The 13,362-nt window shown below is 32.4% G+C and carries 15 protein-coding genes; 10 read left to right on the top strand and 5 right to left on the bottom strand.

The genetic code is table 11. From position 1 onward, the window contains the following. Positions 1-5 precede the first annotated feature (5 nt). The 3 genes from QLQ96_RS06790 to QLQ96_RS06780 all read left to right on the top strand — a co-directional run bounded on the left by QLQ96_RS06790 (position 6) and on the right by QLQ96_RS06780 (position 2,201). Positions 6-653, top strand: a complete 648-nt coding sequence (locus tag QLQ96_RS06790; protein ID WP_482495755.1) for an HAD family hydrolase — start codon at positions 6-8, stop codon at positions 651-653. A gap of 102 nt (positions 654-755) precedes the next feature. Continuing rightward, positions 756-1,472 (top strand): hypothetical protein, encoded by a 717-nt coding sequence (locus QLQ96_RS06785; protein WP_482495754.1) that lies wholly within the window; start codon positions 756-758, stop codon positions 1,470-1,472. A gap of 9 nt (positions 1,473-1,481) precedes the next feature. Then, positions 1,482-2,201 (top strand): hypothetical protein, encoded by a 720-nt coding sequence (locus tag QLQ96_RS06780; protein WP_482495752.1) that lies wholly within the window; start codon positions 1,482-1,484, stop codon positions 2,199-2,201. Positions 2,202-2,242: 41 nt separating this feature from the next. On the opposite strand, the gene QLQ96_RS06775 is transcribed toward QLQ96_RS06780, so the two are convergent. Next, positions 2,243-2,719, bottom strand: coding sequence for a TspO/MBR family protein (locus QLQ96_RS06775; protein ID WP_482495751.1), 477 nt, complete (start codon positions 2,717-2,719; stop codon positions 2,243-2,245). Between the two features lie 165 nt (positions 2,720-2,884). On the opposite strand from QLQ96_RS06775, the gene QLQ96_RS06770 reads away from it, so the two are divergent. The 4 genes from QLQ96_RS06770 (at position 2,885) to QLQ96_RS06755 (ending at position 7,240) form a co-directional block, all read left to right on the top strand. Next, complete coding sequence (locus QLQ96_RS06770) at positions 2,885-3,985, top strand: diphosphomevalonate decarboxylase (protein WP_482495749.1); 1,101 nt, start codon at positions 2,885-2,887, stop codon at positions 3,983-3,985. An 85-nt stretch (positions 3,986-4,070) separates the two neighbouring features. After that, positions 4,071-5,009, top strand: coding sequence for a mevalonate kinase family protein (locus tag QLQ96_RS06765; RefSeq protein WP_482495747.1), 939 nt, complete (start codon positions 4,071-4,073; stop codon positions 5,007-5,009). A gap of 222 nt (positions 5,010-5,231) precedes the next feature. Further along, positions 5,232-6,188 (top strand): geranylgeranylglycerol-phosphate geranylgeranyltransferase, encoded by a 957-nt coding sequence (locus tag QLQ96_RS06760; protein WP_482495745.1) that lies wholly within the window; start codon positions 5,232-5,234, stop codon positions 6,186-6,188. 143 nt (positions 6,189-6,331) lie between these two features. Further along, positions 6,332-7,240, top strand: a complete 909-nt coding sequence (locus tag QLQ96_RS06755) for a pseudouridine synthase (protein WP_482495744.1) — start codon at positions 6,332-6,334, stop codon at positions 7,238-7,240. Between the two features lie 62 nt (positions 7,241-7,302). On the opposite strand, the gene QLQ96_RS06750 is transcribed toward QLQ96_RS06755, so the two are convergent. Beyond that, entirely contained in the window at positions 7,303-7,905 is a 603-nt protein-coding gene (locus tag QLQ96_RS06750) for a DUF937 domain-containing protein (RefSeq protein ID WP_482495742.1), read from the bottom strand. A gap of 274 nt (positions 7,906-8,179) precedes the next feature. Continuing rightward, positions 8,180-8,680, bottom strand: a complete 501-nt coding sequence (locus tag QLQ96_RS06745; RefSeq protein ID WP_482495740.1) for a DUF456 domain-containing protein — start codon at positions 8,678-8,680, stop codon at positions 8,180-8,182. Positions 8,681-8,835: 155 nt separating this feature from the next. On the opposite strand from QLQ96_RS06745, the gene QLQ96_RS06740 reads away from it, so the two are divergent. Next, complete coding sequence (locus QLQ96_RS06740; RefSeq protein ID WP_482495739.1) at positions 8,836-9,321, top strand: hypothetical protein; 486 nt, start codon at positions 8,836-8,838, stop codon at positions 9,319-9,321. Between the two features lie 106 nt (positions 9,322-9,427). On the opposite strand, the gene QLQ96_RS06735 is transcribed toward QLQ96_RS06740, so the two are convergent. Beyond that, positions 9,428-10,531 carry a glycosyltransferase family 2 protein gene (locus QLQ96_RS06735; RefSeq protein WP_482495738.1) on the bottom strand — a complete coding sequence of 368 codons (1,104 nt, stop codon included), beginning with the start codon at positions 10,529-10,531 and terminating at the stop codon, positions 9,428-9,430. After that, the gene (locus tag QLQ96_RS06730; RefSeq protein ID WP_482495736.1) at positions 10,528-11,472 is read right to left on the bottom strand and encodes a hypothetical protein; all 945 of its coding nucleotides are present in this window, start codon (positions 11,470-11,472) and stop codon (positions 10,528-10,530) included. Before QLQ96_RS06730 ends, QLQ96_RS06735 begins: the two co-directional genes overlap by 4 nt. A gap of 99 nt (positions 11,473-11,571) precedes the next feature. Here QLQ96_RS06730 and ruvC point away from each other — a divergent pair, with 99 nt between their 5' ends. Together ruvC and hemW are read left to right on the top strand one after the other, a co-directional pair. After that, positions 11,572-12,126: a crossover junction endodeoxyribonuclease RuvC gene (gene ruvC, locus QLQ96_RS06725; protein ID WP_482495734.1), complete on the top strand. Its 555-nt coding sequence runs from the start codon at positions 11,572-11,574 to the stop codon at positions 12,124-12,126. A gap of 82 nt (positions 12,127-12,208) precedes the next feature. Continuing rightward, positions 12,209-13,348: a radical SAM family heme chaperone HemW gene (hemW, locus tag QLQ96_RS06720; protein ID WP_482495732.1), complete on the top strand. Its 1,140-nt coding sequence runs from the start codon at positions 12,209-12,211 to the stop codon at positions 13,346-13,348. Positions 13,349-13,362 lie beyond the last annotated feature (14 nt).

Raw genomic sequence — 13,362 nt, 5'->3', positions numbered from 1 at the left:
ATAAAATGAAATTTAAAGGAATTATTTTTGATTTAGACGGAACATTAGTCAATTCATTAGAAGACATTTCAGATGCGATGAACAAAGTGCTTCAAGGTCTAAATTTCCCAACTCATACTTACGAAACTTATCAATATTTTATTGGAAGCGGATTACGAAATCTAGTCAGCAAAGCACTTCCTTCAACAAACGATTCAGACGAACAGATTGAAATTTGTTTTGAATGTATGATTAATGAATATCGTGAAATCTGCACGTTGAAAACAAAACCTTATGACGGAATAGTTGAACTGCTGGAAAACCTGACTTCACAAAACATCAAAATGGCGGTTTTCTCAAACAAAGCAGACGAATTGACGAAGAAAATAGCTTCCGAAATATTTCCAAATCATTTTGATACAGCAGTTGGTTTAAGCACCGAAGCACTTAAAAAACCAAATCCGTTTGAGGCCTTAGAAATTGGTAAAAAATGGAATTTAAAACCCGAAGAAATACTTTTTGTTGGAGATTCTGATATCGATATGCAAACGGCTGTAAACGCAAATATGTTTCCCGTTGGAGTTACTTGGGGCTACAGAACCGAAGAAGAATTGAAAAAAAGTGGTGCAAAATTGGTTGTCAATACAGCTTCAGAATTAATTGAGCTACTATAATTTTCACTTTCACATCAATTGGTATTTAACAAGAATTTACAGATTCAGTAAGTTTTCATTAAGACAATTCTAATAATTTTACTCTCAACTAATTAATCTTATATGAGAGTAAAATTACTTACTACAATTTCTATTTTCACTTATCAAATCAGCGTTTCTCAAAACGAGAAATTATTAAACGGAAAAGTTCTTTCACAAAATACTCCGCTTATTAAAGTTGAAGTAATAAATAAAACGGCCAAAACCAGTACAAGAACAAACGAATTGGGAGAATTTTCTATTCTAGTTCGTCCAAAAGACAGTCTGCTTTTTTTCTCTAAAGATTACTTTTTCAAAAGGCTAAAAATTTCTCAGGATAATATCGATCAAAACAATATTATTGTAAATATGATTCTAAAACCTGAAGAGCTGGAAGAAGTTTTAATTACTAATATACAATTTCCGAAGGTCAAAGCGGCTGATGTAAATTCGACCATTGTATCTGCAAAACCATTATCTACTGGTGTTTATGATGGAACTATCACAAACGGAATGGATTTAATGGCTATTTTCAGTTTGTTTATAAAAAAAGATAAAAAGGAAAAAATCAAACCAAAAGAATTAGACTTTAAAAAATTAGCCGAAGCCACAGTTCCATCAGATTTCTTTACAAATAATTTGAAATTACAACCTGAAGACAAAGATTTGTTCTTGCAGTTTTGCAATGCCGATCCCAAAGCTCAAATTCTTGTGCAACAGAAAAACTTACTTTATACAATGGACTTTTTGCACACTAAAAATGAAGAGTTTAAAAAATTGAATTCAGGAATTAAAAACTAAAATCCGTAAATGAAAGCAAAATTACTTACTACTATTTCCTTTTTTACTTATCAGTTTAGTATCTCTCAAACCGAAAAATTGCTTCACGGAAAAGTTTTTTCTCAAAATATTCCGTTGGAAAAGATAGAAGTCATTAATAAAACGGCTCAAACAAGTACGAGAACAAACGAATTTGGTGAATTTTCAATTTTAGCAAAAGAGCAAGATAGTTTATTGTTTTTTTCAAAGGATTATTTATTTACAAGATTGAAACTAACTTTAAAAGATCTGGAAAAAAACCACCTCATTGTTGAAATGAATCAAAAAGCTGAAGAATTGGAAAATGTTATAGTTTCTAGATCTGTTTTTAATAAAACTGAAATTAAAAAAATCGCTAAAAATAAGGAAGAAATAAACAAGATTATAGTTCGAAAGCAATTTGACGAAGTCACTTCAAAAGTGATGGTTTATGACGGTACAATTAAAAATGCAGTAAATTTCAGTTACCCTATTTTCGATAAACCAAAGAAAAAAATTGAGCCTCGTGACGACCGTTTCAAGAAACTTGTCATTGCTTCTTGTCCTCCAGATTTTTTTATCAAAATTTTAAAAATAAAACCCGAAGAAAAAGAAATTTTCTTAAATTTTTGCAATGCCGATCCAAAATCTAAAACACTTTTAGAAAAATCAACCGATTTGGAATTGTTAGACTTTTTGTATACTAAAAATGAAGAATTTAAGAAGCTTTAGTAAGCTAAAAGAATTTCATTTTAAAACTTCAAACCTGAAAACTACTTGTTCAACCACCAAATACTAGCATTTAAAACCGCTGCAAATCCAACCCAAGCTAAATACGGAATTAATAAATAACCCGAAACTTTATTGATTTTGACGAATTTTAAATAGGTTTCGTAAATCATCAGCCATAAAAGTGCAATTTCAATTAAGGCCAACATTGGATTTTTCAAACCAAAGAATAAATAAGACCAAATCGCATTTAGAATTAATTGGATAATGAAGAAAAGCAATGCTTTTTTTACTTCTTCTGTATTTTCTTTTATTCTATCCCAAACTAATGCTGCAGCAACTGCCATAAAAATGTACAACATTGTCCAAACTGGCATAAAAATCCAATTCGGCGGATTAAAAACTGGCTTTTCTAAAGTTACATACCAAGTCTCAATGCTTGGTCTTGTAACCAAACTTGCAGAATATCCTACTGTTAAACAGATTACTAAAGCTATAGCGATTTTTACGAACTTATTCATTTTATCAAATTTTAAATTCAAAAATAGTCAAAAGAAAATTAAACCATATAAGTCATATAAGTTCATTTTAGTAAAGCCTTCTTATAATTTCTTATATGACTTATATGGTGAAAAAATTATCCCTTTCAGGGTGAAAAAACTATCTTTGCCAAAATTTTATAATTCATGTATTCAGCAGCTGATTTTATACCAAAACCATATACTTCAACAATCGAAAACGGAAACTTTGAATGGAGCGCTCCAAGTAACATTGCATTAGTGAAATACTGGGGAAAAAAAGACAACCAGATTCCAGCAAATCCTTCTGTAAGTTTTACACTTAACAATTGTAAAACGATTACGAAATTGACTTTTGAAAAAAGAAGCACTTCGACTTCGCTCAGTGTGACAAATAATTTTTCTTTTGATTTGCTTTTTGAAGGAAAACCAAAAGAAGACTTTAAACCAAAGATTCAGAAGTTTTTAGAAAGAGTTGAAGTTTATCTGCCGTTTTTGAAAGAGTATCATTTTACAATTGATACTCAAAATACTTTTCCTCACAGTTCAGGAATCGCTTCTTCGGCTTCAGGAATGGCTGCTTTAGCAATCAATTTTATGAGTTTAGAAAGAAAACTAAACCCAGAAATGACAGATGCTTATTTCTATCAAAAAGCTTCATTTCTAGCTCGTTTAGGTTCAGGAAGTGCTTGTCGAAGCGTAAAAGGAAATGTTGTAGTTTGGGGAAATCAGGCTAATATTGAAGGAAGCACCGATTTATTTGGTGTTGAATTTCCATATACAATTCACGAAAATTTCAAGAATTACCAAGATACCATTTTATTGGTTGATAAAGGCGAAAAACAAGTTTCTAGTACGGTTGGACATGATTTAATGCACAATCATCCGTATGCAGAAAGACGTTTTGCGCAAGCCCATGAAAACTTGGACAAATTAATTGCCATTTTCGAAAACGGAAATATAGACGAATTCATCAAAGTTGTAGAAAGTGAAGCGTTGACATTGCACGCTATGATGATGACTTCGATGCCGTATTATATTTTGATGAAACCAAATACGCTACAAATCATAAATACAATCTGGAAATTTAGAAATGAAACTAAGATTCCAGTATGTTTTACGCTAGATGCCGGAGCAAATGTTCATGTCCTTTATCCTGAAAACGTTAGCGAAAAAGTATTACAATTTATTCAGAGTGAATTAGTTGTTTTTTGTCAGAATGGTCAGTACATTTGCGACAAAATTGGAGAAGGCGCAATTGCATTGTAATTTTGCGTATCTTTAGTTAAAATTTTAGATTCAAAAAATATTATTTCAGCCCCGAATAAATAAAGATTAAGACATTAAATAAATTATGAAAGGACCCTTATTTTACTCAAAAATATTACTCTTTGGAGAATACGGAATTATTCGCGACTCTAAAGGACTTTCTATTCCTTATAATTTTTACAATGGCGCTTTGAAGAAAAGCGAAGAGCCTACTGAAGAAGCAATCTCATCTAACAAAAGCTTAAGAAGTTTTGCTTCTTACCTTGAAGTTCTTCATACACAGCAGCCAGAATTGGTTACTTTCGATTTAGAAACTTTAAAAAATGATGTCGAAACTGGAATGTATTTCGATTCTAGCATTCCGCAAGGATACGGCGTTGGAAGCAGCGGAGCACTTGTTGCAGCAATTTATGATAAATATGCTACAAACAAAATCACTGTTTTAGAGAATCTGACTCGCGAAAAATTATTACAATTAAAAAATATATTTTCTCAAATGGAGAGCTTTTTCCACGGAAAAAGTTCTGGTTTAGATCCGTTAAACAGCTATTTGAGCATTCCGATCTTGATTAATTCTAAAGATAATATTGAAGCGACTGGAATTCCGACTCAAAGTTTTGACGGAAAAGGCGCTGTCTTTTTGTTAGATTCAGGAATTGTGGGCGAAACGGCTCCGATGGTAAGCATTTTCATGGAAAACCTAAAAGACAAAGGTTTCCGTGCAATGTTGAAAAACCAATTTGTAAAATACACTGATGCTTGCGTTGACAATTTCTTGCATGGCGACATGAAGTCTTTGTTTACCAATACTAAAAAGCTTTCTAAAGTAGTTTTAAATCACTTTAAACCAATGATTCCAGAGCAATTTCATGCAATCTGGCAACACGGAATTGACACCAACGATTATTACCTAAAACTTTGCGGTTCTGGCGGAGGCGGTTATATTCTTGGTTTCACCGAAGATTTAGAACGTGCTAAAGCTTCTTTAAAAGATTATAAATTAGAAGTTGTTTATCAGTTCTAATCCCTTTTATAAAAATAACTAAATGCTTTTCATCAAATTATTTCAGAATAAAAATTGATGAAAAGTATTTTTTTAGGAAATATCTAAAATGTTTCGAACCCGCAAAATCCTTTTTGATTTGTGTTTGCGGGTCTAAAGAATTGTTAAAAAACGAATTCTAAATCTCTAAAATCAAAATATCTTTTTAACTTCCACAATCTAATCCCACACAAACTATTGTATATGTTAAGCAGACAGCAAAAACTTTTAATGATGAAAATTGTTAGTCTGTTCTCTGTGGTTCGAGGTTATAACATTCCAATTATTGTTTTAGCGCAATATTTATCGGCAATTTTTATACTTGCGCCAGAAATTAGGGCGCTTGATATCTTGCTAGATTTCTATTTGTTTTTGATTGTTTTTGCTTCGGCTATTACAATTGCTTCAGGTTATATTATCAATAATTTTTACGACAGTCAGAAAGACTTAATCAATAGGCCCAACAAATCGATGTTGGATCGTTTAGTCAGTCAGAAAACAAAGCTAAATGTTTATTTCAGTTTGAATTTTCTAGCCGTTTTAATGGCAGGAATTGTTTCTTGGAGAGCTTTTTTGTTCTTTTCCGTTTATATTTTCATGATTTGGTTTTATTCTCATAAAATTAAAAAATACCCGATTATCGGAAATCTAATGTCGGCATTGCTTGCTGTAACTCCGTTTTTTGCCATTTTACTTTACTTCTATAACAAGGTTTCGTTTGAAGAAATAGAAAATCATATGAGTCATTTTGTGGTGATTTCGGCACATGCTGTTTTCTTGTTTTTGCTTTTGCTGATTCGCGAAATGATCAAAGATTTGGAAAACCTAAAAGGCGATTTAGTAACCGATTATAGAACGATTCCGGTCTTGTATGGAGAAAAGATTTCTAAACAAATCATAACCGCTTTGACTATTTTGACGATTGTACCTGTATATGTTTTAGTGAATATTCACGACGTTGGTTATATGGATATCTATTTTTATATCTGTTTCGGAATTTTACTTTTTTTCCTGATTTACTTATGGAAATCGAATTCTAAAGAGCAATTTTTAAAACTTCATAATGTTCTAAAATTCCTCATTGTTTCTGGCGTTTTTTGCATTGTTCTGATCAATCCTAGTGTTTTGTGGCACGGAAGGGAATTGATTTCTAATTATTAAGTCTTTTTATTTCTACGAAATATTTAAAAGAAGCCAATTATGATGCTTCTAAACTATTTAAAAATCACTGCTATTAATCTAAGAACATAGAACTTAAGATTTATTAGCAGGAAAAAACTATCTTTGCACAAATTAATGATTCTATGAACAACAAGGAAGGCAATAATAAAAGAGGCGGATCTAGACCAAATAGCTCAAGACCAAACTCTAGCAAGCCAAAACCTCCTATGGCTAAGCGCGCGCAAGGGCCTAAAAAAGTAAAACCTGAAGTTAAAGCAGCACAGGAAGCTGCAGCCGAAAAACTTAGAAAACAAAATCAGCCGGCAAAGAGACAAAAAGCTTCAGATGAAATTCGTCTGAACAAATACATCTCTAATTCTGGTGTTTGTTCGCGTCGTGATGCTGACATTTACATTCAGTCAGGAAATGTAAAAGTTAACGGTACAGTAGTTACCGAAATGGGATATTTGGTAAAATTGAATGACGTTGTAAACTTTGATGGTGTTACTCTGACACCTGGAAAGAAAGAATATATTTTATTGAATAAACCGAAAAACTTTACAACTGCTTTTGACGAAGGGCAGGAATACCGTAACGTTCTAGAGCTTGTTCGTGGTGCTACAAATGCACCAATTGCTGCTATTGGAAGAATGGACAAGAATACAACTGGTTTGTTATTGTTTACAAACGACACCGATATGATTCGTAAGTTTACATTGCCGAATCAGAAATCTTCTAAAATTTATCAGGTTTCTTTAGACAAGAACTTGAAGTTTGAAGATTTAGAAAAAATCAGCAAAGGCTTAGTTCTTGACGGACACCGCGTTTTTGTTGAAGAAGTGAGCTACATTGATAATGAACCAAAAAGTGAAGTTGGCCTTAAATTGCGTACTTCTAACGTAAAAGTGGTGCGTGCTATTTTTGAATCTTTCGAATATAATGTATTGCGTATTGACCGTGTTTCGTTTGCTGGACTGACCAAAAAGAATCTCCCTCGTGGAAATTGGCGCTTTTTGACCGATCAAGAAGTTATCAATTTGAAAAACACTTAATTGCTTTTCAAATCTAAATTATAAATGAATCCTGTTTTCTTAGAAAATGGGATTTTTTTATTTTAGAAACTAAAGAAATTATGTCCGAAAAGGGTAAAAATAGATCTTCCAATAGATTGGTTTTTGTCTTCTACAGTTTCGTAAGATGAAAAACCTAGGATGATTTTGATTCCAGGAGGAATGCTGTTTAAAATATCTCTTTTTTGATCTTCTAAAAGGAGTTTTAAACTTTCTATTAATTGAAGATTATATCTTAAATAAGACATTACAAGTAATGCTGAAAAGTTAAGTATTTCTCTGGCGGTTTCGCTTTTTATACCCACTTCGTTTGAAACCATTTCTGAAATTCTGCCTTTTTTGTTTGAGAACAGCTCTTTAAGTAAAACATTTCCCTCTAAGCGGTAACAGTCGTCGACTGATAAAATTCTGCCTGCATTAAAATCTACTTCTTGGAAAAAAGTGGAATCTTCTTGGATTAATGAAACAATTTCAGAGTAAAAATCAGATTCTTCGGCTTTGTTGTAGAGTCCCATTAAAATTGTGCCAATCGAGACATCTATTCCCTTTATCAAAAGTGCATCATTCTCAAAATAAAACTTGTTTAACTTGGAGACAACATTAGAAGAAATAAAGCGTCTAAGTTCAATTTGTAGGTTTGGGGTCATACTCATAACTTAAAAAATGATTATTTATACTTATTTAAAATAATCGATAAAATGAGGCTTTTTATCGTTTATCGAGATAAAAATATAAAATATTTTAACATTTCCAAAAATTAAGTTAAAAATTTACTTACTTAATAACGCGCCGTTAACATAAAAAACGTCTTAACACTAGTAAACTCAACCATTTCGTACTCAAACACAAAAGAAAAAAAGTTAAGAAAAGTTTGATATTTATTTTCTCAAACAACGCAAGAAAGTCGAAAATGTTATAGAATTAAAATAAAATGTTTCGATATTTCCATGCAACACTTAAAAAAATGCCCAAATAAACCACTGTAAACATAAAGTTAACAAAACTTGAAGCAAGAAAACCCAATAGCGAACCAGTGGCTGCTTTTAAAGCTCTCTTGTGATCTTGAGAGTCAAACATTAATTCTCCTATAAAAGCTCCTAAAAACGGGCCGATTATGACCCCAAACGGAATTGGAGCAAAGATTCCGACAACCAAACCAATGTTAGTTCCCCAGACTCCATAAGAGCTTCCTCCAAATTTTTTAGTCCCTTTAGATGGAATAATATAATCCAATATAGTAATGATGACCATTAAAACAAAAGTGATTCCTAAAATCCAGTAATTATTTTCGACCGCTTTGGTCAAATACAGCAAAAGCAATCCGACCCATGAGCTGGATAATCCTGGAAGAACAGGAAGAAAACTTCCAAAAATGCCAACAATCATACATACAAAACCAAGAATGAGCAGTAATAAATCCATATTTTTTTGATAAATTTGTTCTTACAAATTACTATTTTTATTCTTTGCTATACAAATCCCCAAAATGTATTCTTGCAAAGTTAAAGATTCAAAAGTAATCGAAAGATTCTAAAAAAAGTAAATCGTATTTTTGTTCATCATTCAACATCCAAATCTTGAGGCAGTTTTTTCTTCTTTTTATATGCGTAATTCTTCATTCTTGTCAATATTTTGAGAAGCAGGTTCCGTCTGAAAAAGAGTTGCTTCAGAAAGAATTAAAATCAATCAATTGGAAAGAAGTCGACGAATATCCGTCTGTTCCAGATTGCGATAAAATTGGCGATAAAAAACTTCGCCAGCAATGCTTTTTTGAAGTAATGTCGAACCTTATTCAAGAAAAACTCAACATTGATACTTTATCGATTTTATATCCAGGATTGGATACTATAGAAGTAAAAGTAACCGTTTTTCCAAACTCTACGATGAAATTTGAACCTCAGTTTCCGAAAGATTCTGTAGTTTATGACACCATAAAAGTTGACAGCATTCTGCACGCACGTCTCGTTGATTTCCCGAAAGTAAATCCGGCCATAAAACGAGGAGTTCCGGTAAAAACACAATTTATTCTGCCTGTTATTATAAAAGCAAAAGAAGAAAAGTAATTTCATTAGGAGCTGTTTCCTGCTGTCCGCTGTATCTTTTGTGGTGAACCCCACCACAAAAGGATGCCGCTCCCATCAGGGCTAGGGCACTCATTTTCAGAAGAAGTTATTTTTTAAACTCACGGCCTTTCCATTCGTAAGAACCAAACAAACTGTAAAAAGCCACAGTCGAGCTAAAAAACGGATATAATAAACTACTCAGCAAAAGGCTTTTAATTCTACTTTTCGTCAAAAATTGATTGGTAATTGAAAGCAAAACAAAATCAATTGCAAACTTCGAAAAAGCAAAAATAACAAAAATTGGATACGACCAAATTCCGAAAAGCAGAAAGAAAAATCCAATTACAAAACTCAGATTTCCGAAGAAAACAATTAAACCCAAGAATTTACCAAAAATACTTTTATACGAACTGGTTTTGGCTGCCCATCGCACTCTTTGATGAAACAATGCTTTCCAATTTTCTGTTGGTTTCGTAGTTACAATAGCTCCATGAGCTTTTAAATAATGAACCTCTTTTGGGGATTTTTCAATTGCTTTTTGAAGTAAAAACACATCATCTCCGCTCGCAATTTTGTCATTTCCTTCAAAACCGTTTAAACTTTCAAACAATGATTTCGTGTAAGCAAAATTGGCTCCATTACACATAAATCCTTTATTCAAACCAAAACTTCCAATCGTTGCGCCTTGTAGACTTGTTAGATCTAATTGCTGAAAATGATCTAAAAAAGAATTTTCGCAGTTATATGTTACAGCGCCCGCAAGCATCGAAACTTTGTTTTGCTGAATATAATTATCAAAAGTCAAAAGCCAGTTTTCTGGAACAATACAATCGGCATCTGTAGTAATAACCCAATCAGTTTTTACATGTTGTATTGCGGTTGTAATGGCATCTTTTTTGGGAGAATTTGAAACCCGAATATTGCCTATTTGGGAAACTTGAAATCTGAAATCTGAAACCTGAAACTTTTCATCTGAACTATCATCAACCAAAATAACATGAAACAAATCTTTTGGATAATTTAAAGCAGAAAAACTCTCTAAAAGTATTGGAAGATTTTCTTTTTCGTTTCGAAACGGAACTATTATGGTAAAGCTAATTTTGGGCTCTAAATCGGTTTTTTGAGATCTTTTTACTTTGAAAAAACCATAAATAAGCAAAGCAATACTAACGATATAAATGGCTAATATGAAGAATAATCCGAAAATCATTCTGTGGTTTTAGTTTTAAAATTGAGCACAAAATAACTTCCTAAAACCACTGGAAGAACTACGTTTAAAAACCACATTAAAGTGCTAATAAAAATAACAATCCACTCGTTTACACCAAGAATACCAAAGAAATAAATGGCTACGCTTCCTTTTACAGCAAAATCTAAAAACTGAAATGTTGGCAACGAAGAAGCCAAAAAGTAAACTGAAGTTATTGCTGCCATTAAAGTTAAATAAGGCAAATCAACATCAAAACCTAAAAACAAAAAATAGTATTGATGCGAAAAAACCAAGTAACGGCAGATTCCTAAAAAGATATTTCTTTGATGAACCGTTTTTGGAATTTCATTGATTTTATGAATCAGTTTTTCAATCGAATATCCTTTGACTTTTATCTTTTTAATGGAGAATAAAATTATCAGAAGCAATACAAATCCGCCAAAGAGAATAAGAACTGTTTTTCCTGTAATTACATTAAATTGAGCGTTGAAATAAAGCAATCCGAAAATTCCAAAAATGATGGTTAAAATCATTTGGATTCCGTTGCAAATTAAGTTTAAGAAAACCACTCTTTTGGCTTCTGATTTTGGATAATACAACGCTTTTCCTGCGTACTCTCCTACTCCATTTGGTGTAAATATTCCAGCTGTTAGAGCTGCTAAAACCTGTTTTGTAGCTTCATAAACTGATATTTTATGAATGACCTGCGCCAAATTCTGCCATTTTAAAATCTCAAAATAGCGGTTCAAAACACTCAAAAGCAAAATAAATCCAATCCCTAAAACCGATTGATTTTTTTGGAACAAAATAATGAACTTCTTCCAATCTAGTTTGTCGTTATTTGCTAGCTGATTGTAAATAAAATAAAATGCGCCACCTACAATCAAAAGTTTGACTAGAAGAACAAGGAATTGCTTAGCTTTGTGTGGAATTGAAATCATGCCGCAAAAGTAATGCAAATGTGGCAATTTGAGAATTAGAAAATATGTCAATTTTCAAACTTGAAACTTGAAACAAAAAAACTTGAAACAAAAAATCTCTTGACACAAGAACGCATCATATTAGGTATTGACCCTGGAACGACAATTATGGGTTTCGGATTGATTAAAGTAATCAATAAAAAAATGGAATTTCTGCAATTGAACGAATTGCAGCTTTCCAAATACGACAATCATTACCAAAAACTAAGAATTATTTTTGAAAGAACTATCGAATTAATCGAAACGCATTGTCCTGACGAAATTGCGATTGAAGCGCCTTTCTTCGGTAAAAACGTTCAATCGATGTTGAAATTAGGTCGTGCGCAGGGAGTTGCAATGGCAGCGGGACTTTCAAGAGGAATTCCGATTACGGAATACGAACCTAAAAAGATTAAAATGGCGATTACCGGAAACGGAAATGCCAGCAAAGAACAAGTTGCCAAGATGCTGCAACAGCTTTTAGGTTTAAAAGAACTGCCTAAAAACCTCGATTCAACAGACGGTTTGGCAGCTGCGGTTTGCCATCATTTTAATTCGGGAAAAGTCGTTGCAGGAAAGAATTATTCTGGCTGGGATGCTTTTGTGAAACAAAATGAAGACAAAATTCGCAAATGAGAAAATTAGACAATTAGATAATTCTACTCGTTATCTATAAGAATTATCTAATTATCAAATTGACACATTATCTAATTTAAAAATGAGCGGAATCTACATTCACATACCTTTTTGCAAACAAGCTTGTCATTACTGCGACTTTCATTTTTCGACTTCGATGAAAAAGAAAGACGATATGGTTTTGGCTTTGGCTAAAGAAATTGGCATGCGCAAACCCTTCGACTCCTCTCAGGATGACAATATCATTGAAACAATATATTTTGGTGGAGGGACGCCTTCTGTTCTTAGTAATGAAGAAATTAACTTTCTGATTTCTGAAGTTTACAAGAATTATAAAGTCGTTGAGAATCCCGAAATTACATTAGAGGCCAATCCAGATGATTTATCAGCTGAGCGAATTTTAGAATTATCTAAAAGTCCGATAAATCGTTTAAGCATTGGAATTCAGTCTTTTTATGAAGATGATTTGAAGATGATGAATCGCGCACATAATTCGGCGGAAGCCAAAAAATGTCTGGAAGAAGCGACTAAATATTTCGACAACATTTCGTTGGATTTGATTTACGGAATTCCAGGAATGAGCGACGAAATGTGGAGACAGAATATTCAAACGGCTTTAGATTTTGGTATTCCGCATATATCAAGTTATGCTTTGACGGTTGAACCAAAAACGGCTTTGAGCAAATTAATTCAAACTGGAAAAATCGCTGAACCTCAAGATGAAGCGGCTTCAAACCATTTTATGATTTTGGTTGAAATGCTTCAAAATAACGGTTTTATTCATTACGAATTATCGAATTTTGGAAAGGAGAATTATTTTTCTAAAAACAATTCGGCATATTGGTTGGGAAAAAAATACATCGGAATCGGTCCTTCTGCGCATAGTTATGACGGCGAAAAAAGAGGTTGGAATATTGCTAATAATTCGCTTTATATAAAAGCAATTCAGAACAACGAACTTCCTATTGAAACTGAAATTTTAACTATTTCTGATCGCTATAATGAATATATTATGACGGGGCTAAGAACGATTTGGGGCGTTTCTTTAGAAAGAATTGAAAAAGAATTTGGTTTGGAATATTTGAACTATCTTCAAAAACAATCTCAAAAATTCTTAAATGATGATTTGCTTTCAATTGAAAACAACATCTTAAAACCAACTCCAAAAGGAAAATTTTTAACGGATGGAATTGCTAGTGATTTGTTTTATTTAAATTCGTAAAACAAATCTTAAAA

The sequence above is a fragment of the Flavobacterium sp. B167r genome, from assembly GCF_056824315.1.
The sequence above is the reverse complement of the archived record's forward strand: the minus strand, read 5'-3'. Positions and strand labels throughout refer to the sequence as shown.

What these genes read in the sequence shown, in the direction of transcription:
- QLQ96_RS06790 (WP_482495755.1), top strand. Translation starts at nt 6, where the DNA reads ATGAAATTTAAAGGAATTATTTTTGATTTAGACGGAACATTAGTCAAT.
- QLQ96_RS06785 (WP_482495754.1), top strand. Translation starts at nt 756, where the DNA reads ATGAGAGTAAAATTACTTACTACAATTTCTATTTTCACTTATCAAATC.
- QLQ96_RS06780 (WP_482495752.1), top strand. Translation starts at nt 1,482, where the DNA reads ATGAAAGCAAAATTACTTACTACTATTTCCTTTTTTACTTATCAGTTT.
- QLQ96_RS06775 (WP_482495751.1), bottom strand. Translation starts at nt 2,719, where the DNA reads ATGAATAAGTTCGTAAAAATCGCTATAGCTTTAGTAATCTGTTTAACA.
- QLQ96_RS06770 (WP_482495749.1), top strand. Translation starts at nt 2,885, where the DNA reads ATGTATTCAGCAGCTGATTTTATACCAAAACCATATACTTCAACAATC.
- QLQ96_RS06765 (WP_482495747.1), top strand. Translation starts at nt 4,071, where the DNA reads ATGAAAGGACCCTTATTTTACTCAAAAATATTACTCTTTGGAGAATAC.
- QLQ96_RS06760 (WP_482495745.1), top strand. Translation starts at nt 5,232, where the DNA reads ATGTTAAGCAGACAGCAAAAACTTTTAATGATGAAAATTGTTAGTCTG.
- QLQ96_RS06755 (WP_482495744.1), top strand. Translation starts at nt 6,332, where the DNA reads ATGAACAACAAGGAAGGCAATAATAAAAGAGGCGGATCTAGACCAAAT.
- QLQ96_RS06750 (WP_482495742.1), bottom strand. Translation starts at nt 7,905, where the DNA reads ATGACCCCAAACCTACAAATTGAACTTAGACGCTTTATTTCTTCTAAT.
- QLQ96_RS06745 (WP_482495740.1), bottom strand. Translation starts at nt 8,680, where the DNA reads ATGGATTTATTACTGCTCATTCTTGGTTTTGTATGTATGATTGTTGGC.
- QLQ96_RS06735 (WP_482495738.1), bottom strand. Translation starts at nt 10,531, where the DNA reads ATGATTTTCGGATTATTCTTCATATTAGCCATTTATATCGTTAGTATT.
- QLQ96_RS06730 (WP_482495736.1), bottom strand. Translation starts at nt 11,472, where the DNA reads ATGATTTCAATTCCACACAAAGCTAAGCAATTCCTTGTTCTTCTAGTC.
- hemW (WP_482495732.1), top strand. Translation starts at nt 12,209, where the DNA reads ATGAGCGGAATCTACATTCACATACCTTTTTGCAAACAAGCTTGTCAT.